At 43.2% G+C, this 23,629-nt stretch carries 25 protein-coding genes; 24 read left to right on the top strand and 1 reads right to left on the bottom strand.

What is annotated here, in order from left to right:
• Window positions 1-10 precede the first annotated feature (10 nt).
• From mce to pyrR, 11 genes are all read left to right on the top strand, one after another.
• Window positions 11-433 carry a methylmalonyl-CoA epimerase gene (gene mce / locus Q5873_RS00435; protein WP_028254787.1) on the top strand — a complete coding sequence of 141 codons (423 nt, stop codon included), beginning with the start codon at window positions 11-13 and terminating at the stop codon, window positions 431-433.
• Between the two features lie 38 nt (window positions 434-471).
• Window positions 472-2,001 (top strand): methylmalonyl-CoA decarboxylase subunit alpha, encoded by a 1,530-nt coding sequence (gene mmdA, locus Q5873_RS00430; RefSeq protein WP_028254786.1) that lies wholly within the window; start codon window positions 472-474, stop codon window positions 1,999-2,001.
• A gap of 72 nt (window positions 2,002-2,073) precedes the next feature.
• Window positions 2,074-2,418, top strand: a complete 345-nt coding sequence (mmdD, locus tag Q5873_RS00425) for a methylmalonyl-CoA decarboxylase subunit delta (protein ID WP_028254785.1) — start codon at window positions 2,074-2,076, stop codon at window positions 2,416-2,418.
• Between the two features lie 26 nt (window positions 2,419-2,444).
• Window positions 2,445-2,630 carry a methylmalonyl-CoA decarboxylase subunit epsilon gene (gene mmdE / locus Q5873_RS00420; RefSeq protein ID WP_303058853.1) on the top strand — a complete coding sequence of 62 codons (186 nt, stop codon included), beginning with the start codon at window positions 2,445-2,447 and terminating at the stop codon, window positions 2,628-2,630.
• A 59-nt stretch (window positions 2,631-2,689) separates the two neighbouring features.
• On the top strand, window positions 2,690-3,079 hold the full coding sequence (mmdC, locus tag Q5873_RS00415; RefSeq protein ID WP_028254784.1) for a methylmalonyl-CoA decarboxylase subunit gamma: 390 nt from the start codon (window positions 2,690-2,692) through the stop codon (window positions 3,077-3,079).
• Between the two features lie 50 nt (window positions 3,080-3,129).
• On the top strand, window positions 3,130-4,248 hold the full coding sequence (locus Q5873_RS00410) for a sodium ion-translocating decarboxylase subunit beta (protein ID WP_303058852.1): 1,119 nt from the start codon (window positions 3,130-3,132) through the stop codon (window positions 4,246-4,248).
• A 514-nt stretch (window positions 4,249-4,762) separates the two neighbouring features.
• A complete protein-coding gene (locus tag Q5873_RS00405; protein WP_303058851.1) occupies window positions 4,763-6,037 on the top strand; it encodes an SLC13 family permease in 1,275 nt (424 codons plus the stop codon).
• Window positions 6,038-6,510: 473 nt separating this feature from the next.
• Window positions 6,511-6,678, top strand: a complete 168-nt coding sequence (locus Q5873_RS00400; RefSeq protein ID WP_028254780.1) for a DUF362 domain-containing protein — start codon at window positions 6,511-6,513, stop codon at window positions 6,676-6,678.
• Window positions 6,679-6,837: 159 nt separating this feature from the next.
• Window positions 6,838-7,272, top strand: a complete 435-nt coding sequence (lspA, locus tag Q5873_RS00395) for a signal peptidase II (protein ID WP_407448640.1) — start codon at window positions 6,838-6,840, stop codon at window positions 7,270-7,272.
• A 155-nt stretch (window positions 7,273-7,427) separates the two neighbouring features.
• Window positions 7,428-8,345, top strand: a complete 918-nt coding sequence (locus tag Q5873_RS00390) for an RluA family pseudouridine synthase (RefSeq protein WP_303058849.1) — start codon at window positions 7,428-7,430, stop codon at window positions 8,343-8,345.
• Window positions 8,346-8,409: 64 nt separating this feature from the next.
• Window positions 8,410-8,928 (top strand): bifunctional pyr operon transcriptional regulator/uracil phosphoribosyltransferase PyrR, encoded by a 519-nt coding sequence (gene pyrR / locus Q5873_RS00385; RefSeq protein WP_276788329.1) that lies wholly within the window; start codon window positions 8,410-8,412, stop codon window positions 8,926-8,928.
• A gap of 162 nt (window positions 8,929-9,090) precedes the next feature.
• Here pyrR and Q5873_RS00380 read toward each other — a convergent pair whose 3' ends face one another.
• Window positions 9,091-10,296 (bottom strand): nucleotidyltransferase family protein, encoded by a 1,206-nt coding sequence (locus tag Q5873_RS00380; protein ID WP_303058848.1) that lies wholly within the window; start codon window positions 10,294-10,296, stop codon window positions 9,091-9,093.
• Window positions 10,297-10,478: 182 nt separating this feature from the next.
• Here Q5873_RS00380 and Q5873_RS00375 point away from each other — a divergent pair, with 182 nt between their 5' ends.
• From Q5873_RS00375 to Q5873_RS00315, 13 genes are all read left to right on the top strand, one after another.
• Window positions 10,479-11,042, top strand: coding sequence for a hypothetical protein (locus Q5873_RS00375; RefSeq protein WP_303058847.1), 564 nt, complete (start codon window positions 10,479-10,481; stop codon window positions 11,040-11,042).
• Window positions 11,043-11,045: 3 nt separating this feature from the next.
• Window positions 11,046-12,260, top strand: a complete 1,215-nt coding sequence (locus Q5873_RS00370) for an acetate/propionate family kinase (protein ID WP_205087436.1) — start codon at window positions 11,046-11,048, stop codon at window positions 12,258-12,260.
• Window positions 12,261-12,424: 164 nt separating this feature from the next.
• Complete coding sequence (locus Q5873_RS00365; RefSeq protein ID WP_288190842.1) at window positions 12,425-13,117, top strand: hypothetical protein; 693 nt, start codon at window positions 12,425-12,427, stop codon at window positions 13,115-13,117.
• A 184-nt stretch (window positions 13,118-13,301) separates the two neighbouring features.
• Window positions 13,302-13,880, top strand: a complete 579-nt coding sequence (locus tag Q5873_RS00360) for a Maf family protein (RefSeq protein WP_303059003.1) — start codon at window positions 13,302-13,304, stop codon at window positions 13,878-13,880.
• On the top strand, window positions 13,880-14,563 hold the full coding sequence (radC, locus tag Q5873_RS00355; RefSeq protein WP_038154752.1) for a RadC family protein: 684 nt from the start codon (window positions 13,880-13,882) through the stop codon (window positions 14,561-14,563). Before Q5873_RS00360 ends, radC begins: the two co-directional genes overlap by 1 nt.
• Before the next feature lie 72 nt (window positions 14,564-14,635).
• Window positions 14,636-15,673 carry a rod shape-determining protein gene (locus tag Q5873_RS00350; protein ID WP_303058846.1) on the top strand — a complete coding sequence of 346 codons (1,038 nt, stop codon included), beginning with the start codon at window positions 14,636-14,638 and terminating at the stop codon, window positions 15,671-15,673.
• Window positions 15,673-16,590, top strand: coding sequence for a rod shape-determining protein MreC (mreC, locus tag Q5873_RS00345; protein WP_303058845.1), 918 nt, complete (start codon window positions 15,673-15,675; stop codon window positions 16,588-16,590). Before Q5873_RS00350 ends, mreC begins: the two co-directional genes overlap by 1 nt.
• Complete coding sequence (gene mreD / locus Q5873_RS00340; RefSeq protein ID WP_303058844.1) at window positions 16,587-17,078, top strand: rod shape-determining protein MreD; 492 nt, start codon at window positions 16,587-16,589, stop codon at window positions 17,076-17,078. Before mreC ends, mreD begins: the two co-directional genes overlap by 4 nt.
• Before the next feature lie 17 nt (window positions 17,079-17,095).
• The gene (gene mrdA / locus Q5873_RS00335; RefSeq protein ID WP_303058843.1) at window positions 17,096-18,991 is read left to right on the top strand and encodes a penicillin-binding protein 2; all 1,896 of its coding nucleotides are present in this window, start codon (window positions 17,096-17,098) and stop codon (window positions 18,989-18,991) included.
• A 12-nt stretch (window positions 18,992-19,003) separates the two neighbouring features.
• Window positions 19,004-19,855 carry an AAA family ATPase gene (locus Q5873_RS00330; protein WP_288759405.1) on the top strand — a complete coding sequence of 284 codons (852 nt, stop codon included), beginning with the start codon at window positions 19,004-19,006 and terminating at the stop codon, window positions 19,853-19,855.
• Window positions 19,856-19,863: 8 nt separating this feature from the next.
• Window positions 19,864-20,967, top strand: a complete 1,104-nt coding sequence (gene rodA / locus Q5873_RS00325) for a rod shape-determining protein RodA (protein ID WP_028254767.1) — start codon at window positions 19,864-19,866, stop codon at window positions 20,965-20,967.
• A gap of 104 nt (window positions 20,968-21,071) precedes the next feature.
• On the top strand, window positions 21,072-22,952 hold the full coding sequence (locus Q5873_RS00320; protein ID WP_303058842.1) for a TIGR03960 family B12-binding radical SAM protein: 1,881 nt from the start codon (window positions 21,072-21,074) through the stop codon (window positions 22,950-22,952).
• Window positions 22,927-23,616 (top strand): TIGR03936 family radical SAM-associated protein, encoded by a 690-nt coding sequence (locus Q5873_RS00315; RefSeq protein WP_367997310.1) that lies wholly within the window; start codon window positions 22,927-22,929, stop codon window positions 23,614-23,616. The genes Q5873_RS00320 and Q5873_RS00315 overlap by 26 nt, the downstream gene beginning before the upstream one ends.
• Window positions 23,617-23,629: the final 13 nt, after the last annotated feature.

The raw sequence follows: 23,629 nt of genomic DNA, 5'->3' as shown, positions 1-23,629 counted from the left end.
GATTTTAACTATGGCATTCAAAGTATTACAAGTAGACCATATCGGTATTGGTGTTACTGACTTAGCAGAAACCAAGGAATTTTATAAAAATGCATTGGGTATGGAACATCTTCCGGAAGATGAAGTTGTAGAAGAACAAAAAGTAAAAGTAAGCTTTTTCCCTTGTGGCGATGCTGAATTAGAATTCTTGGAAACTACAACTCCGGATGGACCTATTGGCAAGTTCATCGAAAAAAATGGCGGCCGTAACGGCATTCAGCACGTAGCTCTCCGCGTAGATAATATTGAAGCTGCTATTGCTGACTTGATGGCTAAGGGAATTCGCATGATTGACGAAAAACCTCGTTATGGTGCAGGCGGCTCCTCCATTGCTTTCGTACATCCTAAAGCTACCGGCGGGGTTCTTCTTGAACTTTGTCAGCGCATGAAATAAAATCTTTTCATAAACATGACATTCATGGAGGTGTAGTAATGGCAACAGTTCAGGAAAAAATTGAATTATTGCACAAAAAACTTGCTGTCGTAAAATTGGGCGGCGGTGAAAAGCGCATTGAAAAACAGCATGCTAAAGGTAAAATGACTGCACGTGAACGTTTGCTGAAGTTATTTGATGAAAATAGCTTTGTTGAACTTGATCAGTTTGTAAAACATCGTTGCGTTAACTTCGGTCAGGAAAAGAAAGAACTTCCTGGCGAAGGCGTTGTAACCGGTTACGGTACAGTCGACGGTCGTTTGGTATATGCTTTTGCGCAGGATTTCACTGTAGAAGGTGGTTCTCTTGGCGAAATGCATGCTGCAAAAATTGTTAAAGTACAGCGCTTGGCAATGAAAATGGGTGCTCCGATTATCGGTATTAATGATTCCGGCGGGGCACGTATTCAAGAAGCAGTTGATGCACTTGCTGGCTATGGTAAAATTTTCTTTGAAAATACTTGTGCATCAGGTGTTATTCCGCAGATTTCTGTAATTATGGGACCATGCGCAGGTGGTGCTGTTTATTCTCCGGCATTAACTGACTTTATCTACATGGTTAAGAATACATCCCAGATGTTTATTACTGGTCCGGCAGTTATTAAATCCGTAACCGCCGAAGAAGTAACAGCTGAAGATTTGGGTGGTGCAATGGCACATAACAGTGTATCTGGTGTAGCTCACTTTGCTGCTGAAAATGAAGATGATTGCTTGGCTCAGATTCGTTATCTGTTAAGCTTCCTACCGAGTAATAACTTGGAAGATGCTCCGATTGTTGAAACTGGTGATGATCCGACTCGCGAAGATGAAGCTCTTAACAGCTTGCTTCCGGACAACAGCAACATGCCTTATGATATGTTTGATGTAATTCGTGCGTGCGTAGATAATGGTGAATACTATGAAGTTCAGCCGTTCTATGCACAGAACATCATTACTTGCTTCGCTCGTTTTGATGGACAGAGCGTAGGTATCATTGCTAACCAACCGCGTGTAATGGCTGGTTGCCTTGACATCAATGCTTCTGATAAATCTTCACGCTTTATCCGTTTCTGTGATGCATTTAATATCCCTATTGTTAACTTTGTTGACGTTCCTGGTTTCTTACCGGGTACTAATCAGGAATGGGGCGGCATCATTCGTCATGGTGCTAAAATGCTTTACGCATATTCCGAAGCAACTGTACCTAAGATTACTGTTATTACTCGTAAAGCTTACGGCGGTTCCTACCTTGCTATGTGTTCTCAAGACCTTGGTGCTGATCAGGTTTATGCATGGCCAACTTCTGAAATTGCAGTTATGGGACCGGCAGGTGCAGCTAATATTATCTTCAAGAAGGACGAAGATAAAGAAGAAAAAACAGCTAAGTATGTTGAAGAATTCGCAACTCCGTATAAAGCTGCTGAACGTGGCTTCGTAGACGTAGTTATTGAACCAAAACAGACTCGTCCGGCTGTTATTAACGCGTTAGCAATGCTTGCAAGCAAGCGCGAAGCTCGTCCGCCTAAGAAACATGGCAATATTCCATTATAATATGGTATAATATGCAAGTTCAAAGCATATATTGCTTATGACGACTCATCATTATAAGAAAGGGTGGAGAGCATGGAAGGACATGTAGTTACTACGAATCCTTGGCTGGTAATGGCCATAAATATGACCGTTGTTTTCGGCGTCCTGATTTGCCTAGGTTTTCTAATGAAGTTGATATATATTATCGACCCGACCAAAAAAAAACCGGTAAAAGCTGAAACGGTTGTGCCTGCCCCGGCTACGGAATCGACCAAATCGGTTGAACAGCCTGTTGCAACGTCCAACGACGAAGAAATCGTAGCAGTTATCACTGCCGCTATCTGTGCAATGGGATATTCGTCTGACCGAATTGCATCTATTAGACCAGCAATTAGTAATAGTTGGAAGCTCGACGGACGACTTACTGGAAGGACGTAATACGTACGAGATTAGGAGGTATTCCAATGACTAAAACTGCAACTTCGAATAACTCGAAGAATGCAGGTGCTGCTTCCTTGAATCAGGAGGCAGTAGCTGTTATTGTTGGCGCTATTGCGGCTATGGGCTATTCTGAAAATCAGATTGCTAGCATTCGTCCCGTAATCAGTCGCGGATGGAGATTTGAAGGTCGCTTAAGAGGCCGATTCTAATACTGGGTAGAGCACAAACAAACACGATAAACACAAGGTTTATTTAGGAGGATTCAAAAATGAAAAAATTCAATGTTACAGTAAATGGCACCGTATATGAAGTTGAAGTTAACGAAGTAGGCGGCGCTGCTCCGGCAGCAGCTCCTAAAGCAGCACCGGCTCCGGCAGCAGCTCCGGCTCCTAAGGCAGCTCCAGCACCGGCTCCGGCTGCAGCAGCAGCTCCGGTACCGGCAGGTGCAGCAACTGTTAAATGCCCAATGCCGGGTAAAATTCTTTCTGTTGCAGTAAGCGCTGGCGCAGCTGTTAAGAAAGGTGATCTTCTTTTAGTTCTTGAAGCTATGAAAATGCAGAACGAAATTTACGCTCCGCAGGATGGTACTGTTTCTGAAGTTCGCGTAGCAGCTAATCAGACTGTTGCAACCGGCGACGTATTAGTTGTTCTCGGCTAATTGACTAACACAACATTATATTAGTTTATTAGAATCGAGGAGGAACGTTCATGGATGCTTTTATGGTCGCATTGAACTCTGTTTGGACAGACAGTGGTTTAATCGTCTTCACATGGGGCCATGCAGTAATGATCGCCGTTGGGTGCTTGTTAATGTACATGGCATTTGCAAAAAACTTTGAACCTTTACTCTTGGGTCCGATTGCCTTCGGTTGTATTCTTGCTAACCTGCCGCGCAATGGTTTTGAAGAGGGGGTTATGGCGCTTATTGGCGCAGGGATTAAATATGAAATTTTCCCACCGTTGATTTTCTTGGGTGTAGGGGCCATGACCGACTTTGGTCCGTTGCTCGCTAACCCGAAGACGTTGTTATTAGGTGCTGCAGCACAGATTGGTGTGTTTGTTGCATTAGCTGGCGCTATGTTACTTGGCTTTACGGAACAGCAAGCAGCAGCGATTGGCATTATTGGTGGTGCTGATGGTCCGACATCTATTTATCTGGCTTCAAAGCTAGCACCGGAATTACTGGGTGCGATTGCTGTTGCCGCATATTCGTATATGTCGTTGGTACCGTTGATTCAGCCACCTATCATGAAACTTTTCACGACGCAAAAAGATAGAGAAATTGTAATGGAACAGCTTCGCGAAGTATCTCGCTTTGAAAAGATTGTATTTCCAATTGCTTCAACTATCGTCATTTCGCTCTTGTTACCTCCAATTACCTCTTTGTTGGGTATGTTGATGTTAGGTAACTTGTTCCGTGAATCTGGTGTAACTGCTCGTTTGGCGGATACATCTGAAAATGCACTTATCAATATTGTAACCATTTTCTTGGCAACTGGTACTGGGTTAACAATGAGTGCTGATAGTTTCTTGAATTTGGATACATTGCTTATTATCGCATTGGGCTTGGTAGCTTTTATTGGCGGTACTGCCGGCGGTGTATTGTTTGGTAAATTGATGTGTATGCTTGATGGTGGTAAAACAAATCCACTTATCGGTTCAGCAGGTGTATCTGCCGTTCCGATGGCAGCCCGTGTATCACAGGTTGTTGGTGCGAAAGCAAATCCATCAAACTTCTTATTAATGCATGCAATGGGTCCGAACGTAGCTGGTGTAATTGGTACAGCAGTTGCTGCAGGTACTATGCTTGCAATGATGTCTCGCTAATCAATGTTGGAAGGAGGGTTCGGCGCCCACCGAACCCTTTCTTTTCCACATAGCATATATTTTTTTAATGAGTATATCTATGTAGTATGATTGGACAATGAGCATGATATCGGGCAGATTAGGCCGTGTAGATCTATTGTTTTCACAGCTTGAGGTGAGTGTTTCATGAGTGATCTGGAAAGAGTATTTATTTGTCTTGGTATTGCGTTCATTGTATTCTTGGCCACTGCGCTTCTGATTGGGCCAGAACGGAAGGCTCGCTGGTTTAGAAAGCGCAAAAAGGAATCCTTCTTTACCAAACGGGGTCCTATAGGTGAAGTACTACGTTTTGGGCATCCTGTGACATGGGAAGGGTACCTGACTACTTTTATTATGTTTGGTGTTATAGGGCTGTGTAGTTGGTTAGTTGGAATTATATAGAAGTCTATTGATATCATTATATTTAATTCATACACAGCATGTATAGGCCAGGCATAGACAGGATTCATTATATTACAGCATAGGAGATGATTTTATGGATCCCGCAGTACAGACTTTAATTGTATTAGCAGTTATGGCAGTTTTGTTTGTAACAGAGATTATTCCTCTTGCTATTACCTCTATGGGAGGAGCTATTGCAGTTGGACTCTTGGGGATTATTCCTCGGTCTCAGGTATTTTCTGGACTATCAAATAGTACCGTAGTTTTATTCGCGGGTATGTTTGTTATCGGTGGAGCTATGTTCCATACAGGGCTAGCGCAGAAAATTGGTATTACAGTTGTTGAAAAGGCTGGTAAAAGTGAAAATGCATTGATGTTCTCTTTGATGGCCGTAACGGCAGTAATGTCTTCCGTATTATCAAATACAGGAACAGCGGCTGCTTTGTTACCTGTTGTTTTAGGGATTTGTGCGGCCGCAAAAATTCCGGCATCCCGTCAGTTAATGCCTATGGCTTTTGCCGCTAGTATCGGTGGTATTATAACCTTAGTAGGCACACCACCTAATATTATCGCTAATGGAGCATTACAGGCGGCAGGCTTACGTCAGTTTGGTTTCTTTGAATTTGCTTGGATTGGTATTCCATTAACGATTGTAGCGATTCTTTTTATGATGCTGATTGGGAAACGATTCTTGCCAAAACATATTCTCTCGGCTGATGTTGAAGTTGAGCAAGAGGTAGAAAATGTTTCTAATGATCCTAAGAAAATGTTGTATGCAGGGATAATTTTGCTGATTGTTGTTATTGATATGGCCTTGAGTGCCAGCATCAAATGGTTACCTTCTCTTTCTATGGCAGCTATTATTGGTGCTATCCTTTGTGTATTAACAGGATGCTTAAAGGAAAAAGAGGCATATATTTCGATTGACTGGGTAACTATTTTCTTGTTTGCTGGTATGATGCCGGTAGCAACGGCTATGGATAAATCCGGCGCAGGCAAGTTGATTGCTGACACAGTTATTGCAATTATGGGTGATAATCCAAGCCCGTATTTTGCTACGGCAGTATTGTTCCTGTTATCGTGCATTTTGACGCAGTTTATGTCCAATACAGCTTCTTGTGCGTTGTTGGCTCCAATTGGTATTGCCATTGCGCAGGGGATGGGCGCTAGTCCTCATGCTGTATTAATGGCTATCGCAGTTGCTGCATCTTGTGCATTTGCTACACCGGTAGGTACACCGCCAAATACGATTGTTCTTGGACCAGGGGAATATAGTTTCATGGATTATGTAAAGGCAGGTATTCCGCTTATTGTTGTGTGCTTTGTGGTAAGTTTGGTTATAATTCCGATGGTATGGCCGTTCTTCTAATAAGGATTGGTCGGTGGAATACTTGTTGTGGGCGAAAAAGAGAGTCTCCGAGAGGGGACTTTCTTTTTATATGCTTCCATGCATTGGGGAGTTGTATTAGTAATGCTGATAATTAATAAAGAGTGAGTTATTGTGTATTAAAAGATTGCCGTTATATTCACCTGGTAATTGATAATAATATGCAATAAAATACACTGAATTTAAATGCTTTAAATGAGAATTACAATAAAGCAGCTCATTATATTGTAAGGGTTAAAAATATTTATGATAAAAATTATCAAATAATAGAAATCCAGTTATTTACTATGACGAAAGCTACTAACTGGATGCGTAAAATTAATAGAAAATCTTTATCCAAAAGTTTGACAAGCAATGAATTTCATGTAATAATGAGAACATAAAGTTAAGGTAAGTTCCTTACGACAGATGATAATTAAGCTGTTATCTATAACTATTTTTGGAGGTGTCCAGCAATGAGAATTATTGGCGATGAATGTATTAAATGTGGTTCCTGTGCTTCTGTGTGCCCAGTAGGCGCTATTAGCGAAGGCGAAACTAAATACGAAATTAACGAAACTTGCATCGACTGCGGTTCTTGCGAATCCGTTTGCCCGGTTGGTACAATTCATCCGGCAGAATAATTAAGGATGCCAAAGCCCTCCATGTGGAGGGCTTTTTTGTTGCTTATATTTAAGGTACAATATAAGCATGTGATGTGTAGAGAAGCTGGCATTTTTGGTAGGATGGGAGCTTTTCATTTGCGGTGTATATGCTTAGAAAGGATTGAATACATGCCAGGTATTGTGTATGTTATAGAAGCCATTGTTATATTAGTTGATGGGATTACCAAGCAACTGGTTCAAAGTCATATGAGTTTAGGTGAATCCATTCCTATTATTCCTAATATTTTTCATCTTACATATATTATAAACAGGGGGGCAGCATTTGGTTTGTTCTTAAACCAGCAGGTCATGTTTGTTGGTGTAGCAGTTGTATTGGTGATTGCTGTTGTTTATTGGCGCAAACAGATTCGAGAAGGAAGCAAATCATTGCAAGCTGGTGTCGGTTTACTAGTAGGTGGTGCTATAGGCAATGCATGGGATCGCATTTCTAATGCAGGGGTTGTTGATTTTTTTGACTTTAGAGTTTGGCCTATTTTTAATGTAGCGGATATAGCGATATGTATTGGGGTAGCCTGTATTATGTATGCGTTATGGAATGATAGAAGTGAATAGATATATTAAAAGTGAATAGGTAAATTAAATGCGAATAGGTAAATTAAATGCGAATAGGTAAATTAAATGCGAATAGATATATTAAATGTGGATAGGCATACAATATAAAAACTTACAACAGTAGTATATAGATGTACAGCGTGACGGAGGAAATAATGGAAGAGCAGAAATTTGTTATAACAGCAGACCAAGAAAATCAGAGGTTGGACGTGTTTTTGACAGAACAGTTAGAAGGATCGCGCAGTTATATACAGCAATTAATTAAGGACGGCCATGTAAAGGTGCATCCTAAAAAAGCAAAACCCAATTTACGCTTAACAGAAGGTATGGAAATAACGCTTACTATTCCGGAACCGGAATCAACGGAAGTATTGCCTGAAGCGATACCATTAGACATTCTTTATGAGGACCACGATATTATTATCGTAAATAAAGCGCGTGGCATGGTAGTTCATCCGGCAGTAGGAAATTATTCGGGAACATTGGTGAATGCGCTGCTCTATCATTGTGACGATTTATCGGGCATTAATGGTGAGATACGACCGGGAATCGTTCATCGACTGGATAAAGATACTTCCGGCGTGATGATGGCAGCAAAGACGAATCAGGCACATTTAGGGTTAGCGGAGCAAGTGAAGGCGCATACTGCAAAACGCACGTATTATGCATTGGTGCAGGGAAATATTGTGGAAGAGAAGGGTGTTATCAAGGCGCCCATAGGACGTCATCCAAAGGAACGTATGAAAATGGCAGTTGTTTTTGAGAACAGTAAAGAGGCGGTTACTCATTTCACTGTATTGGAGCGTTATGGTAAACATACACTAGTTGAATGTGTGTTGGAAACAGGTCGTACCCATCAAATTCGTGTGCACTTTGCATATATCGGCCATCCTGTAGTCAATGATCCTTTTTACGGATATAAAAAGATGGATTTTCCTATAGAGGGGCAAGCCTTGCATTCGAGAACGTTGGATATCATACATCCTATTAGTGGTAAGCCTATGCATTTTGAGGCTCCGCTTCCGAAGGACTTCTTGGATTGTATTGCGTATGCAAAGGAATATAATCATTAAAGTTGCTGTTGTTTTATCTCGGCGATAGCAGGGGAAAACGCTCAGATTAATAGGAGGAACGGCCATGGAAGAAAAACGTATTTTGATGGATGAAGCAGCAATGATGCGTGCCATTCGACGAATTAGCCATGAGATATTAGAAAAAAATAAGGGATTGCATGATGCGTTGCTCATTGGGATTGAAAGTCGCGGTGTTTATTTGGCACAACGATTACAACGAGAAATTAAGGCGATTGAAGGGGTCGATGTTGCTGTGGAGCCAATGAATGTAGCAATGTACCGTGATGATAGGGATACAAGGCCCAAGAATGGGATGCCCTTCGAATTGGATACTACCGATAAATTAGTTATCTTAGTGGATGATGTTTTATATACGGGACGCACTATTCGATCGGCACTTAATGCATTAATGGAAGCAGGACGGCCGAGGGCGATACAGTTGGCAGTTTTAGTTGATCGTGGGCATCGTGAGTTACCGATTCGCGCAGATTTTGTGGGCAAAAATGTACCTACTTCGCATACGGAGATTGTTAAGGTGTTTATGCAAGAACAGGATGGGCTTGATAGTGTTATCATCCAATAAGAGAAGCGCTATAATAAGACGAGTAGTATAATAAAAAAAGTAGTGTAATAAAAAGAGTAGTGTAATAAAAAAGTAGCGTAATGTAATACAAAAACGCGGCGCAGTATATTGAAACTGCGCCGCGTTTTTATGTAATCGTTATTAGATTATAGATGTTGATTACTAGGCTAGATAGTGCGGTGTAAAGCGATAGTCGGTATCGCCTAATCGCATAGCTTCGCCTGTGAAGCAAGCATGCTGTATATCGGTAGCAAGCATATCTGCCAATACATAATCCTTAACTAATCCCGTACTGTGGCGAACAAAAGGGGCCCACTTTTGAATGAGGGGAAGAGTACTGTCATTACCGCGTAACCAATCACGGGCAGCTCCGGTAAATCCTAAGAGACGAGCGTAAAGAGGTCCGTGTTGATGAGCTTTTTTTTGTAATGCTGCAGAGCGACGTAACACAGTGTAGGCAGCCATGCGATCTAGGCGAGAAAAGGAATATCGCTTTGACTTAAGTTGATGGCGCGCCAGGAACCAAGAGGGCAGAGAAGCCCCCTTTTTCCATGCATTTTCTAAGCCTTCCCCAAAGTCTGTTAGCTGGGACAATTCTGCTGTTGATAAGATACGACTTTGCCAATGAACTATATCATAGTAACGTTGCATGTTTACATAACGACCGAGCGATAAGGCGTTTTCTACTGAGGGTAATACGTCCTCCGGAAAATAGCAGGCGAGTGAGGCTGTACTGGGGTTCTCTTGTAAATAGTTGCGAAGTGCTGAAGCGGAGGGAAGTGATTCGGTAAGAGAGGTGCTATTATAGTCACTTTGCCGTTCGATGACAATGGGAAGTAGTGAAAGTCCATAGGTGTCGATGGCACGTAAATATTCTATCCCTAAGGTGGCATTGGGATGGTTCAGTGCCTCATCGGCATGAGGCACAATTTCGAGCAAAGCTTGTCTTAGTGCGGCCCCGTAAAAATGTCCCGACTTGAGGAGCTCGCGAATTCTTTCGTTTACGCTGGCATTGTTGGCTGCTTCCGCAATAGAGGTAAGCATGTCAAGATTGGTCACCTCTGAACCAAAGCAAAAGGCATCAACTCCCAGCGCAGCTAATAGTCGCATAGCACCGGCGGAAAAAATTTCTGCACTTCCCAATGCAAAGAGTGATGGCAACTCGATGACCATGTCGGCTCCGGCCAATAAGGCCCAGTACGCACGATCGTACTTACTAAAGAAGGCCGGCATACCGCGTTGTACAAAGGAACCGCTCATGACTACAATGCGTAATGCTTGGGGCCACCGTTCGGCCAAGTACGAAAGTTGGTAGGCATGGCCCATGTGCAATGGATTGTATTCGGCGATAATGCCTATGGTGTTCATGATAAAACCTCCCTTAGAAGATAACTTTCAACTTGTATTATAATAGATAGCATAATTGTGGTAAAATGTAAATTGACCAGCATGCTGAAAACTGATAGCAACTATATCGAAAAAGAGTAATGCAAGGTGTCGAAGAGAGTGATATAATGATTGAGTACATGTAAGTAAAGTAGGGGTAATGTATGAGACGAATTCTAATGGGATTATTAGGGCTGATGCTCATGTTTGTTGTCAGTGGGTGTGGTATTACCACTGCGCTGGATACCTACAGCTTTGGTAATAAAGTAGTCAATGTAGGTGCTTCGGAGATTATTGTGCCGACTCCCTTTGACTTAGGAAAGTTAGCAAATCCTACCATAACTGATGATGGTTATCCTATTACTGTGTATCAGAATGGAGATGCCAATTTCATAACGACGATAAAAGCGATGACGGCGGCACCGGGTAAACCGTTGCCAACACCATTGGCACGAGCTGAGTATAGTCGCGATCATGAGTATAAACATTATTTTGGCGACTCCTTGCAATGGGAAAATACAGCAATTACATTAGATGGTGTTCCCGCTGTAGAGTCTACCGGATTATATACGGTAAAAAATAAACAGATACGTTTCTTGCAGTATACCTTTATCAGCAACGGGGTACTGTGGAATATAGCCTATCAATATGCAGCCGATAGCACAGTCGGAGCTGAGGCATTAAAACTCGTTGAGGGCAAGATTCAAATTATCAAGAAAGAGGGTTAAGTAATGAACGTTCTAGTAGTAAACTGTGGTAGTTCTTCTTTGAAGTACCAGCTTATTGACATGGACAACGAACATGTAATGGCTAAAGGCCAGTTCGAAAAAATCGGTGCGGAGGATGCAATTTTTACGCATAAACGTCCGGATGCAGAAAAATTGGAACGCGTAGAACCGATTTTGGACCACAAAAAGGCATTAACCATTTTATTAGACATCTTGGTAGATCCTGAATTTGGGGTAATTTCTTCCATGGATGAAATTGATGCGGTAGGTCATCGTGTAGTACACGGGGCTGAAAAATTTGCTGACTCCGTATTGATTACACCGGCTGTTATGGATGCATTGGAAGAATGTGCTAAGATTGCACCGCTTCATAATCCGCCAAACATTCAAGGTATTGAAGCTTGCCAGAGCATTATGCCTAAGGTTCCGCAGGTAGCTGTATTCGATACTGCTTTCCATCAGACTATGCCGCCGGAAGCATTCTTGTATGGTCTTCCGTACGAAGCTTACACTGAACTTGGTGTTCGTCGTTATGGCTTCCATGGCACTAGCCATAAATATGTGTCCCAGCGTGTAGCTGAACTTATGGGCAAGCATATGAGCGATCTTCGCATTATTTCTTGCCACTTGGGTAACGGTTCCAGTGTTACTGCTATTAAAGGCGGTCGCTCCATCGATACATCTATGGGCTTTACTCCGTTGTCCGGTTTGATCATGGGTACTCGTTGCGGTGATATCGACCCGGCAATTGTACCGTTCTTGATGGACAAATGGGATATGACTTATCATGAAATTGATGCCATCATGAATAAAAAATCCGGTGTGCTCGGAATTTCCGGCGTATCCAATGACTTCCGCGTAATCGAAGAAGCTGCACAGGAAGGCAATAAACGTGCGCAGCTCGCGTTGGATATGTTCCATTACAAAGTACGTGCGACTATCGGTGCCTATGCAGCTGTTATGGGCGGCGTTGATGCTATCGTATTTACGGCCGGTATCGGTGAAAACGGTATTGGCAACCGCGATGCAATCTGCAATGGTTTGGAATACTTGGGCACGCGTCTTGACCGTGATCGCAATAACATTCGCGGTGAAGAAGCTGAAATCAGTGCAGAAGGCTCCAAGGTTAAGATTTTCGTAGTTCCGACAAACGAAGAAATCATGATTGCTCGCGATACGAAACGTATTACGGCTAGCCTTGTGATGAAAAACTGGTAATTAATTTTATACTAGAGAATAGAGAATCATCTATTTCGTAGGGACCGCTTCGGTATATTTGTGAAAACAAATTCTTTTGCCGAGGCGGTCTTTTTAGTAGTAAATCCGGTTGATTTTAGTTATAATAAAAGACGTAATAATTTTTTACGGATGGAGAGATTGTCATGACGGTAGTCTATCGAGAGAAATCTAAGCGTTCGCGTAGCGGATTGCGATTGGTATTGTTGCTGTTAGCTTTTGTAGCGCTTATTTTAGGATACGCTACCTATGTATCAATGGAAGCCGGTAAGTTAGCCATTGATTTATATTTTGTCGGAGTTTTCTTAGGCATTGTTGTTTGGACACAAGCGTTTGGTCGTTATGAATATGTATTGACGGAAGATAGTCTGATTATTATTGAGCAAGGGCTGTTTGGTAAAAAGTCTATGACGATTCCGTATGCCATGATTGATGGTGTATATGCTTTTAAACAACAATTAATGGGGGGACTTAAGTTTAGATATAAATTCCGCAAGCTATCCTCTATGGACCCAAGACCTGTATGGGCGTTGGCGTATGCCGTGGAAGCTGGAAATAAAATCAAGCACGGTCGTATTTTGTTAAAGGCAGACGAGTCCTTCTTTGAGAAGCTTAACGAATTTGTACCGAACCGTGTGTGCGTTCCTCAGGAAGATGTAGTGTTTTATGCCTATGTTCGCGAGGATGCGCATAAGCATGGAGAGAAAGTAGAGACATACTATGCACAAATTATGGCGCAGTCTAATGAACGAAATGATGATGTTACCAAAGGGATGAGTATTGAAACGGAAATTTCCGACACAGCCAGTGAGCAAGTCAAGACAACATCGGCACGATAAAACTGTATAGAAGTACATTGCACGCAGCGTTCATGGGAATGCTGCGTGTTTATCAGTTATGGCTACGGTTGCGACAAGGATAAAAGATAGTCGGTCGATGAATTGGCATGTTACGAAGTCATAGGAAGTATAGACATGTAATGTAAATAGATAATAGATAGAGGAAGGAAGAATGAATATGAAAATAGGCAAGGTATGGTTAGCATCATCTTCACCGCGGCGTCGGGAATTATTAGAGCAAGTAGGGATTCCTTTTGAAGTAGTAACAAGTACGTATGAAGAAACCAATCAATGCTACGGAAGTCCAGTTGAATTGGTCGAAAGACAGGCAGAAGGAAAGGCCATGGCAGCTTCTGTTGATGGAATCCTGCAACCTGTTATCGGCGCCGATACCATTGTTGCTTACGGTAATCGTGTACTGGGAAAACCGGAAGACGAAGAAAACGCGAGGCGTATGCTGCACTTGTTGTCCGGCAAGGTGCACAGTGTAATAACCGGCGTTTGTATACGCTATGGCCAATGCATTCATACATTTCATTGTGAAACTAAGGTGCACTTCTACACATTGAGTGATGATGATATTGATGCTTACATTACAACCGGTGAGCCTATGGACAAAGCCGGTGCATATGGCATTCAAGGAAAAGGGGCGCTCTTTGTGGAACAGATAGAGGGTTCGTATACGAATGTTGTGGGCTTGCCTGTTGAAATGGTGGCAAGGAAGTTAAGAAATATAAGTGAAGATAAAGGGATGAATGAGTAATGTTACGCATACAGGAGTTACGACCTTTTCAACGGCCGCGAGAAAAATTTTTTGCACATGGAGCAGCTGTGATGACAACGGAAGAGTTGATAGCAATACTGCTACGCACCGGTCATCGTGGAAAGTCGGCGATTGATATAGCCCATGATATAGTAGCTTCGTTGCCGGAAGGGGAAACGGGATTACAAACCATTTCCGTAGAGGAGTTGTGCCAAATAAAAGGAATTGGTCGAGATAAAGCCGTTACTCTTTGTGCGGCTATTGAGCTGGGCAGACGGTTAACAGCCCTGCATGCCAAACAAGAATATAGCGATTTCAGCTCTCCGGAAGCAGTGGCCGATTACGTAATGGAGCAATTGCGCCACGAACCTAGTGAGCATGTATGTGTTGCCTATTTGACCTGCAAAAATAAACTTATTGCGGTTGAAACCATTTCTACCGGCGGTTTGACAGCAAGCTATGCAGAGCAGCGTAGTGTATTTCGCGGCGCGGTGCGAGCTAATGCAGCTTCTATCATTTTGATTCATAATCATCCATCCGGAGAGGCAACGGCTAGTCCTCAGGATGTGCGTATTACAAAAGAGTTTGAAAAGGCGGGACAGATTATGGGGATACCCGTGTTGGATCATATTATAATTGGTGATGGAGAGTATGTAAGCTTGGCAAAAGAAGGACTGTTATAGCCTAATTTTTTCTTATCATAATGAGTGTTTTGTGCTATCATTTAAAGATAGACTAACACAAGGAGATTTACGATGATTCGCTTATTTTCATCTCTTGAAAGAGATTTAGGGATAGATATGGGAAGCGTTAATACCCACGTATACGTACAGGGACGCGGGGTCGTGCTTTCCGAACCATCGGTGGTAGCCACCGATACTAAACAAGAATTTATTGTGGCTGTCGGAGCCGATGCAGAACGATTATTACTTCGCACACCGGATATGCTGGAGGAGCTGCGTCCTCTTAAAGATGGGTTTATTGTAGATTATCGTGTTATGCTTACCATGTTGCGCCATTTTATGCACAAAGCTTCTCGTTTGGTAAGTCGGGCACGTGTTATTATGGCTGTGCCATGTGGCATTACCGATGTAGAAAAACGAGCCATGACCGATGCTATTATCCAGGCCGGAGCGAGAGAGGCCTATTTAATTGAAACACCGGTGGCTTCTGCATTAGGATGCAAGTTACCGGTATTCGAAGCACAGGGTAATATGGTTGTCGATATCGGTGGCGGTACAACAGACATCGGTGTATTGTCATTGGGAGGCAAAGTGGTAGCCTCTTCGGCACGTATCGGTGGTAATGATTTAAATGAGGCGATTCTACAATATATTAAGGAATGCTTTGCCGTTATGGTTGCTGAAGAAACCGTAGAAGCAATCAAGCTTGAATTAGGAACAGCAAAGATGCCGGAAGAGGAAGCGGAATTGACTTTTACCGGTCGCGATATGTCCAATGGTTTAACGAAACGTATCATGGTGCGTAAAACAGAAGTGTACCAAGTACTGCAAGACCCCTTGAAGAGAATGGCCGATGAAGTGAAGCGAGTGATGGAAGTTACTCCGCCGGAATTGTTGGCTGATATCATGGAGCATGGTGTTTTGTTAACCGGAGCCGTTGCCGATATGGATGGACTGGCAGACTACTTCAGTCACGAATTGGGTGTGCCGGTATGGGTGCCACAGCAGCCGGGCTTTACAGTCGCTGTCGGTTTGGGTAAGGCATCGCAGGAGTTTGAACGTATGGATCGATTTATTATTGCGTCAAAAAATAGGAAGGGGCGTGCCTGATGTTTTCTTCAGATCGTAAACTGACGGTATTCGTCGTGATATGCTGTATAATATTGGCACTCTTAGGATATGGTTGGAAACATCGTACGATTATTCCCTATGTGACGGTGCCGCTTGAAAAAGTAACAACACCTTTTGCCTACGGGGCGTCCCGTGTATTGGACGGTGTACATACCGGAATTACTGTTATTGATAATGCGATTGCGGCAACTAAAAAAATAGAAGCCTTGGAAGCGGATAATGCACAGCTACAACAACGAGCTACCGACTATGACGAATGTGTGGCAGAAAATATTCGTTTGCGGCAATTGTTAAATTTCAGAACTACGCATCCGCAGTTTGATATGGTGCCGGCTATGGTTATGACGCGAGATATCGGAACGTGGACGAATACGTTTACTATTGATCGCGGCGAAGCAGAAGGCATTGCCGTTAATATGGCTGTGGTAGTACCTGGTGGGGTTGTTGGATTTGTAAGTGATGTATATGAGCATTCGGCGCGGGTACAGACTATGTTGGACCCGAGAACTGCAATCGGGGTTATCGTGCAGCGTCCGGAATCAAGGGTCGCTTCCGTTATTAAAGGGAATGGTAACCATCCAGATGAACCGCGGCTTGTTGATGTAGCGCGTGACGGTGATGTACTTGATGGAGATGCTCTGATTACATCCGGCTATGGTGGTATTTATCCGAAGGGACTCTTGGTTGGCCATGTAGTGCGCATTGAAAATGATGCGGAAGGTTTTGTAAAAAATGCTATAGTACAACCATCTGCTAATTTCCGTAGTATAGAAGAGGTATTTGTTATTTTACGATCTCGCGAAGGAGATCCGGTAAAACCGGCATTGGAACCTAAGTTGGTACCACAGACGCAACGTGACCAAGTACAGGGCGTTAAAGGAGCGATGTCGCAATGAGAATAGCTGCTTTAATTTGCGTTGGGATTATCACTTGTTTCTTGCAGAGTGAGTTACTACCGCTGCTGTTTAAGCAAGGGTGGATGCCCAATCTTATATTGACTTGGATTATTGTGGTGGCCCTTTTGAAAGGGCGGCGTGCAGGTATAACTGTAGCTGTTATCGGAGGTTTGGTTCACGATATTTTAATCAGCAATTTATTTGGATTACATCTATTTCCCTATATTGTGGTAGCATATGTTCTTAGCATGTGGTCTCATTCTGTATATGAAGAACAGTGGTACGTAACTTTCTTCTGGGTATTAGGAGGTACATTGCTAGATGCGGTGGTACGTATAGGTATGCTGTTGATGGCACGGGAATCCGTAGATGTGCTGATATATGCTTGGCACTTTGTATGGCCGGTTGTTTGGCTCAATGGACTTATCGGCATAGGACTGCATGAATTGATTTGGAATTTTGAAAAAGATGATGAGTATATTTGGTAGAAACGGAGGGCAGCAAAGTGCTGGAGGCACTCTATAAAAAAAGAAAAAAGGGCCGCTTTGATGCCCTCATGTATATTGTGATTGCCATTTTTGTTGTATTAGTGACCCGTTTGTTTTATTTGCAAATCGTTGAAGGGGAATACTATCACTCAAAGGCGGAAGGAAATCGATTGCGCATGCTATCGGTAACGGCGGCGCGAGGGATTATGTATGACCGGAACGGGCAAATATTGGTGGGCTCGCGGCCTGCATATACCGTATCCATTATGCCTACCGATAAAGAAATTGATGACAGTGAGCTGCAGCGATTGGCCAGTATTCTGGGGATGAAACCGGAAACAATTAAAGAAAAAGTAAAAGCTCATGAAGGCGGATACGAACCGATTCGTTTGGCTAACGATATTACCATGGATACGGTCACAAAAATCGCAGAACGCAGTCATGAATTGCCAGGGGTATCTATTGATGTGGAACCGCTTCGTTACTATCCCTATGATACAATGGCTTCTCAGCTTTTCGGGTATGTCGGAGAAGTGGGCGAAGAAGAATTAGCTGATATTCGTGAAAAAGATCCTAATACAAGCGTCGGACCGGGTACCATTTTAGGACGAGCCGGCTTGGAGCGAATGTATGATAACGTTTTGCGCGGTATTGATGGCGGTAAGCAAGTAGAAGTAGATGCAGCGGGTCGTCCCGTAGCCGAAGTCGGACGGCAAAATACGGTACCGGGACGCGATATTCATTTGACAATCGACTTACCGTTGCAGAAGGCAGCAGAAAAAGCAGTCGCCGATCAACTGGCTTCCTTGCGTTCACAAGGTATACCGGCCAAAGGAGCTGCCGTAGTGGCTATGGATCCTAATACGGGGGCTATTCTGGCTATGGTGAGTGCACCGGAATTTAATCCTAACTGGTTTGCACGGGGGATTACTGCGGCACAATGGAAACAATTAAACACGGATATGAATCATCCCTTTGATAATAAGGTGATTTCCGGTGAATACCCGCCTGGGTCACCGTTCAAGATTATTACTGGAGCTGCAGCCTTAGAGCTAAAAAAGGTAACGCCGGACGAAATGATTTTTGATAGCGGTCGACATTGGCTTATTGATAAACGAAATGCAGAAGGCGAAGCACTGGGGTGGCTTGATTTTAATACGGCCTTGGCTAAGTCGGATAACGTATATTTCTATGAAATGGGCAATCGCGTAGGGATTGAAAATCTTGATAAGTTTGCACGTTTATTCGGTTTAGGTGAAAAGACGGGAATTAAGCTGTTCGGTGAAGCAGCCGGTAATATAGCCAGTCCGGAATATAAGCGTAAGGTGTTTGATCAGGATTGGTATTTAGGGGAAACCTTTGATGCTGCGATAGGTCAGTCGTTTACGTTAGTAACACCGATTCAGATGGCAATGGTTATGTCTGAAGTAGCTAACGGTGGTATTCGATATCAACCGTACGTTGTCAGTCGTATCGATAACAGTGACGGCACGCCGGAAGAAATATTCGGACCTAAAAAGATAGGAGTTTTGCAGGTATCGAAAAGCGTTATGGATCTTATTCGTAATGCCTTGCGTGATGTAACGGCTGAAGGTGGTACCGCAGGGTCTCTCTTTAAAGATTTGCCGATTGCTGTAGCCGGTAAAACGGGGACCGCAGAAAATGCTACAGGGCGCGATCATGGGTGGTTTGTTGCCTATGCGCCTTATGATAAACCGCGTATTGTTGTGGTGGCATTGGTTGAACAGGGCAGCTTTGGTGCCGGTTCGGCAGGACCTATTGTTAGAGCTGTCTTAGAAGAATATTTCCATGTAGGACAGAAATCGCAGACGAAGGCAGATGATGGTAATACTAAAGCTACAGAGGTGATTAAAGCCTCGGAGCCGGCCATTACAGGTCCACAAATGCGATAGAAAGGACATGCTATGGGACTCATTATTGCGATGGTATCCGGCAAGGGTGGCGTTGGTAAGACGACGTTAACAGCCGGGTTAGGCGGTGCATTGGCACGTCGTGGAAAAAAGATTTTGATTACTGACGGTGACTTGGGACTACGAGATTTGGATCTCGTTATCGGTAAGGAAAACGAAATTCTCTATGATGCGCTGGACGTGTGGAAAAAGAGATGCCGAGCGGAAGATGCCATTGTATCTGTCGCGGAAGGGCTTGATTTTTTACCAGCCAGTCAAGGCGTGCGTTGGGAGGACGTGGGCCGTAAAGGTTACGGCCGGTTATTGAAAAAAATGGCGAAACAATACGATTATGTGATTGTAGATGCACCGGCCGGTATCGGTCGTGGTAATGATGCAATTTTGCGTGTAGCCCAGCGACTGGTAATCGTTACGGAACCGGTTTGGGTGGCGCTACGTAATGCGCAACGCGTGATGCAGGTATGTCGAGAACAGAGACAGCTTGACTATGCGCTGGTATTTAACAGAATTAATCCGCATATGTCGGTAGCGGATATAGAAGAGGCTTGGTATTCGTTGTCGGCGGAAATGCTGGGAGCCGTATTACCTTATAGTGAAGCGGTATGGCAACAAGGGCAAGCGGGTAAATTATACAATCCTATAGCTGATACGTTTGATAATTTGCTTACACCTTTGTGTGATTTTTGTCAAAGCGGTAATGCGTGGGATGATACAACAATATTTACGCAATATGCATCAGTGATGTCGGCAGAACAAAAGAAATTTGAAGAAAATAAACGACAGAAAGAGCAGCCAAGGCTACTTGTGCGTCAGCGCGATAGCCGATGGCGGCGCTTACGTCGATAGGAGGATATATGTGGCGACGAATATGGAGGGAGTGGGACTGGACTGTAGTACTATGTACTCTCGGGCTTATCGGTACGGGAATTGTTATTATAGGAAGTGCGACCCATGTAAATAAGGACGGCATCACTCTTTCGGGATTGGTTACGAAGCAATTTAGCTTTTTTTGTATAAATGCTATCATCGTTGTAGCTATGCAGTGGTTTGACTATAGACGATTAGCGTCGTGGGGAAAGCCCTTATATGCGATTACCCTACTTTTGTTGGTAGCGGTTATGCTTGTAGGCACCTCGGCATTGGGGGCTCAGCGATGGATTCAGATTGGACCGATTACCATTCAACCATCGGAGTTTACGAAATTATTGATGATAATTAGTATGGCTTCCATGATGACGAAGCATGTGCAAAAGTTAAATACCTTTAAGTCACTGGTACCTATTGTTATATTTGTGGGTATTCCCGCCCTTCTGGTATTTAAACAGCCGGACTTAGGAACATCATTGGTATATCTGGCCATTCTTTTCGGTATGCTTTTCGTAGGCGGCATTCGTATGCGATTGGTTCAGATTATTGTTGGCGTAGCGGTAGTACTGGCTCCGCTAGGGTGGTTTGTATTGAAAGAATACCAAAAACAACGTATACTGGTATTCTTAAATCCTAATATTGATCCTTTCGGTGCCGGATATCATATTATTCAATCTAAAATAGCAATTGGTTCAGGTATGATACTGGGGAAAGGTTTGTTTGAAGGTACGCAAAGCCAGCTAAACTTTCTGCCGGAAAATCATACGGACTTCATTTTTTCGGTAATTGGTGAGGAACTGGGATTTGTAGGATGCTTTATTGTTTTGGTACTATTGTGTGTATTAATCTATCGCAGCATAGCCATTGCTAAAAGTGCTAATGATACATTCGGCATGTTGTTGGCTACGGGGATAGGTTCCATGCTTGTATTCCAGGTATTGGTAAACGTGGGGATGACTACCGGTATTATGCCTGTAACGGGAATTCCACTACCGTTTATTAGCTATGGAGTCAGTGCGTTGACAACGAATATGCTTAGTGTAGGACTTTTATTAAACATAGCTATGCATCGCAAACAATTGATGTTTTAATTGGTATTGTGAGAAATTACATAGTAATTTTTCATGGAGTTAAGCGTAGAACTTAAATGATGCATTATTATTGAGATAAATGATAAGACTGTATAGGAGGCTATATGATTCAATTAGATACGGCGTGGTTACAGCATGTAAGCAAGCCGGCTCGTTATACCGGCGGAGAATGGAACAGTATCGTTAAAAATCATGATGAAGTAGATGTGACGATGGCGTTGGCATTTCCCGATGTATATGAAGTAAGCATGAGTCATCTGGGAATTAAAATTTTATATTCTTTATTGAATGAACGTGCCGATGTAGCGGCAGAACGTGTATTTGCTCCATGGGTAGATATGGAGGAAGAAATGCGAAAACGTCATATTCCTCTGTTTTCACTGGAAACAAAGACTCCGGCTAAGGATTTTGATTTATTGGGATTCACTTTGCAATATGAAATGAGTTATACCAATATTCTGAATATGTTGGACTTGGCAGGGATTCCTTTTTACGCAAAAGATCGCGATCTTAGTTTTCCCTTGCTGTTGGCAGGTGGCCCTTGCGCCTATAATATCGAACCGATAGCTGACTTTTTTGACATTGTGTCTATTGGTGAATCGGAAGAATGGCTTAATGAATTTGTCGATTTATACAAGGCTGAAAAAGCGGCCGGTTTTCCCGGTGGTAAGGAAGCATTTTTACGTAAAGCGGCTCTGATTCCGGGCACGTATGTTCCTGCTTTGTATAAGCCGGAATATACCGCAGCCGGTGATTTCAAGGGAATGAAACGTTTGGCTGAAGAAGCACCGGAGGTAATCAAAAAGCGTATTATTGAAGATATGGAACATAGTTTTTATCCAACGAAACCCGTGGTTCCTTTTTTAGATGTTGTTCATGATAGAGCCGTATTGGAATTGTTCCGCGGTTGCACACGAGGATGTCGTTTCTGTCAAGCCGGCATGTTGTATCGACCGGTGCGCGAACGCACCCCGGAACGATTGGTGCAGTTGGCTAAAGACATTATTGCCAATACAGGGTATAACGAAATATCTTTGATGTCGCTTAGCTCAGCGGATTACTCAAAGCTTCCCGAGTTGGTAGATATGCTTATGGAGGAATTTAAAGACAAGCAGGTCAGCGTTAGTCTGCCGTCACTTCGTATCGATGCATTTTCTATTGATATTGCAAAAAAAGTACAGCAAGTGCGTAAGAGCGGTCTTACCTTTGCGCCGGAGGCTGGTTCGCAGCGCATGCGTGACGTAATCAATAAAGGTGTCAGTGAAGAAGACCTTATAGCAGCTTGTACGAATGCTTTTAAATCGGGATGGCACACGGTGAAACTGTATTTTATGATGGGATTGCCAACGGAAACCGATGAGGATGTAGCCGGAATTGCCGATTTAGCCTATAAAGTGTTGGATTTACATCGCGAAATTACAGGCAAACGCAACGGTAAGGTTACAGTTAGTGTATCCTTCTTTGTACCTAAAAGTCATTCCCCCTATCAGTGGTACGGTCAACAGGCAGTGGAGGAAATTCATCGTAAGCAACAGTATTTAAAGACGCTCATTAATAATCGCAATATTTCTTATCATTATCATGACGGGGCTACCGGTTATATGGAAGCGGTGTTTGCTCGCGGCGATCGTCGTTTGGCTAAAACACTTATTGAAGCATGGAGGCTGGGCTGTAAGTTTGATGGCTGGACGGAATACTTCTCTATTGATACATGGCTGGAAGCTTTTAAAAATACAGGTATTGATCCGGATTACTATGCGCGGCGCAATCGTGATTTTGATGAACCTTTGCCGTGGGATCACTTAGATGATACGGTAAGTAAAAATTATCTTAAACAAGAGTGGGAGCGTGCCGTGCGGGCCGATTTAACTCGCGACTGCCGACGGTTACCTTGCAATGGCTGTAATGTATGCCCTGAATTGGACACAGCTATTATTGATTATAAGGAGGGTGGACGCGTTGAAAAAGTTACGTTTGGCATTTAAAAAGGGGGAGCAATTGCGATTTTTATCGCATTTGGATTATGCGCAAGCTGTAGAACGCACAATCCGACGGGCCGGTATAGCCATGGCATATTCAGAAGGTTTTAATCCTCATATGAAAATTAGCTTTTCCTCGGCGTTGGCATTAGGGATTACGGCTACCTGCGAATACGCAGATCTTGATATATTGGAAGACATACCGGTAGACGTAGTTATAGCGCGTCTGAATCGTGTGGCTCCTCCGGGATTGGAAGTCATTGACGGCTGCGAAATGCCGAATAAGGTTCGAAAAATGATGGCTATCTGTAATTATGCCGTTTATGAAGTGACGGGGCCGGTTGAAGATAAAGCTGATTGGAAGTCGTTGCTGGTTCCTTTTAATGAAGCAACGGAAATTAGTTATGAAAAAGTAACTCCTAAAAAAACGCGACTTATCGATGTGAAACATTTCATAAAAGAGCCTATTACGGCAGCGGTTAACGGCAACCGGGTTACATTGACTATGGGAATTGGCATTTATCCGGAAGGGACGATTAAGCCCGGTGAGGTATGGTTGCTAGGTCGTGATCGATACGGATGGCCTTTGACGGATGCGTATACTATTCATCGTAAAGCTATCTTAGTGGAAGAAAACGGTGAACGAAAATCCCCGTTAGATGTGGTATAACCAGTTATGATAG

The organism is Veillonella magna (assembly GCF_959600285.1).
GTDB lineage: Bacteria > Bacillota > Negativicutes > Veillonellales > Veillonellaceae > Veillonella_A > Veillonella_A magna.
The sequence above is the reverse complement of the archived record's forward strand: the minus strand, read 5'-3'. Positions and strand labels throughout refer to the sequence as shown.

Excerpts from the sequence above, each read along its gene's own strand:
- mce (WP_028254787.1), top strand. The coding sequence starts at position 11 with ATGGCATTCAAAGTATTACAAGTAGACCATATCGGTATTGGTGTTACT.
- mmdA (WP_028254786.1), top strand. The coding sequence starts at position 472 with ATGGCAACAGTTCAGGAAAAAATTGAATTATTGCACAAAAAACTTGCT.
- mmdD (WP_028254785.1), top strand. The coding sequence starts at position 2,074 with ATGGAAGGACATGTAGTTACTACGAATCCTTGGCTGGTAATGGCCATA.
- mmdE (WP_303058853.1), top strand. The coding sequence starts at position 2,445 with ATGACTAAAACTGCAACTTCGAATAACTCGAAGAATGCAGGTGCTGCT.
- mmdC (WP_028254784.1), top strand. The coding sequence starts at position 2,690 with ATGAAAAAATTCAATGTTACAGTAAATGGCACCGTATATGAAGTTGAA.
- Q5873_RS00410 (WP_303058852.1), top strand. The coding sequence starts at position 3,130 with ATGGATGCTTTTATGGTCGCATTGAACTCTGTTTGGACAGACAGTGGT.
- Q5873_RS00405 (WP_303058851.1), top strand. The coding sequence starts at position 4,763 with ATGGATCCCGCAGTACAGACTTTAATTGTATTAGCAGTTATGGCAGTT.
- Q5873_RS00400 (WP_028254780.1), top strand. The coding sequence starts at position 6,511 with ATGAGAATTATTGGCGATGAATGTATTAAATGTGGTTCCTGTGCTTCT.
- Q5873_RS00390 (WP_303058849.1), top strand. The coding sequence starts at position 7,428 with ATGGAAGAGCAGAAATTTGTTATAACAGCAGACCAAGAAAATCAGAGG.
- pyrR (WP_276788329.1), top strand. The coding sequence starts at position 8,410 with ATGGAAGAAAAACGTATTTTGATGGATGAAGCAGCAATGATGCGTGCC.
- Q5873_RS00380 (WP_303058848.1), bottom strand. The coding sequence starts at position 10,296 with ATGAACACCATAGGCATTATCGCCGAATACAATCCATTGCACATGGGC.
- Q5873_RS00375 (WP_303058847.1), top strand. The coding sequence starts at position 10,479 with ATGAGACGAATTCTAATGGGATTATTAGGGCTGATGCTCATGTTTGTT.
- Q5873_RS00370 (WP_205087436.1), top strand. The coding sequence starts at position 11,046 with ATGAACGTTCTAGTAGTAAACTGTGGTAGTTCTTCTTTGAAGTACCAG.
- Q5873_RS00365 (WP_288190842.1), top strand. The coding sequence starts at position 12,425 with ATGACGGTAGTCTATCGAGAGAAATCTAAGCGTTCGCGTAGCGGATTG.
- radC (WP_038154752.1), top strand. The coding sequence starts at position 13,880 with ATGTTACGCATACAGGAGTTACGACCTTTTCAACGGCCGCGAGAAAAA.
- Q5873_RS00350 (WP_303058846.1), top strand. The coding sequence starts at position 14,636 with ATGATTCGCTTATTTTCATCTCTTGAAAGAGATTTAGGGATAGATATG.
- mreC (WP_303058845.1), top strand. The coding sequence starts at position 15,673 with ATGTTTTCTTCAGATCGTAAACTGACGGTATTCGTCGTGATATGCTGT.
- mreD (WP_303058844.1), top strand. The coding sequence starts at position 16,587 with ATGAGAATAGCTGCTTTAATTTGCGTTGGGATTATCACTTGTTTCTTG.
- Q5873_RS00330 (WP_288759405.1), top strand. The coding sequence starts at position 19,004 with ATGGGACTCATTATTGCGATGGTATCCGGCAAGGGTGGCGTTGGTAAG.
- rodA (WP_028254767.1), top strand. The coding sequence starts at position 19,864 with ATGTGGCGACGAATATGGAGGGAGTGGGACTGGACTGTAGTACTATGT.
- Q5873_RS00320 (WP_303058842.1), top strand. The coding sequence starts at position 21,072 with ATGATTCAATTAGATACGGCGTGGTTACAGCATGTAAGCAAGCCGGCT.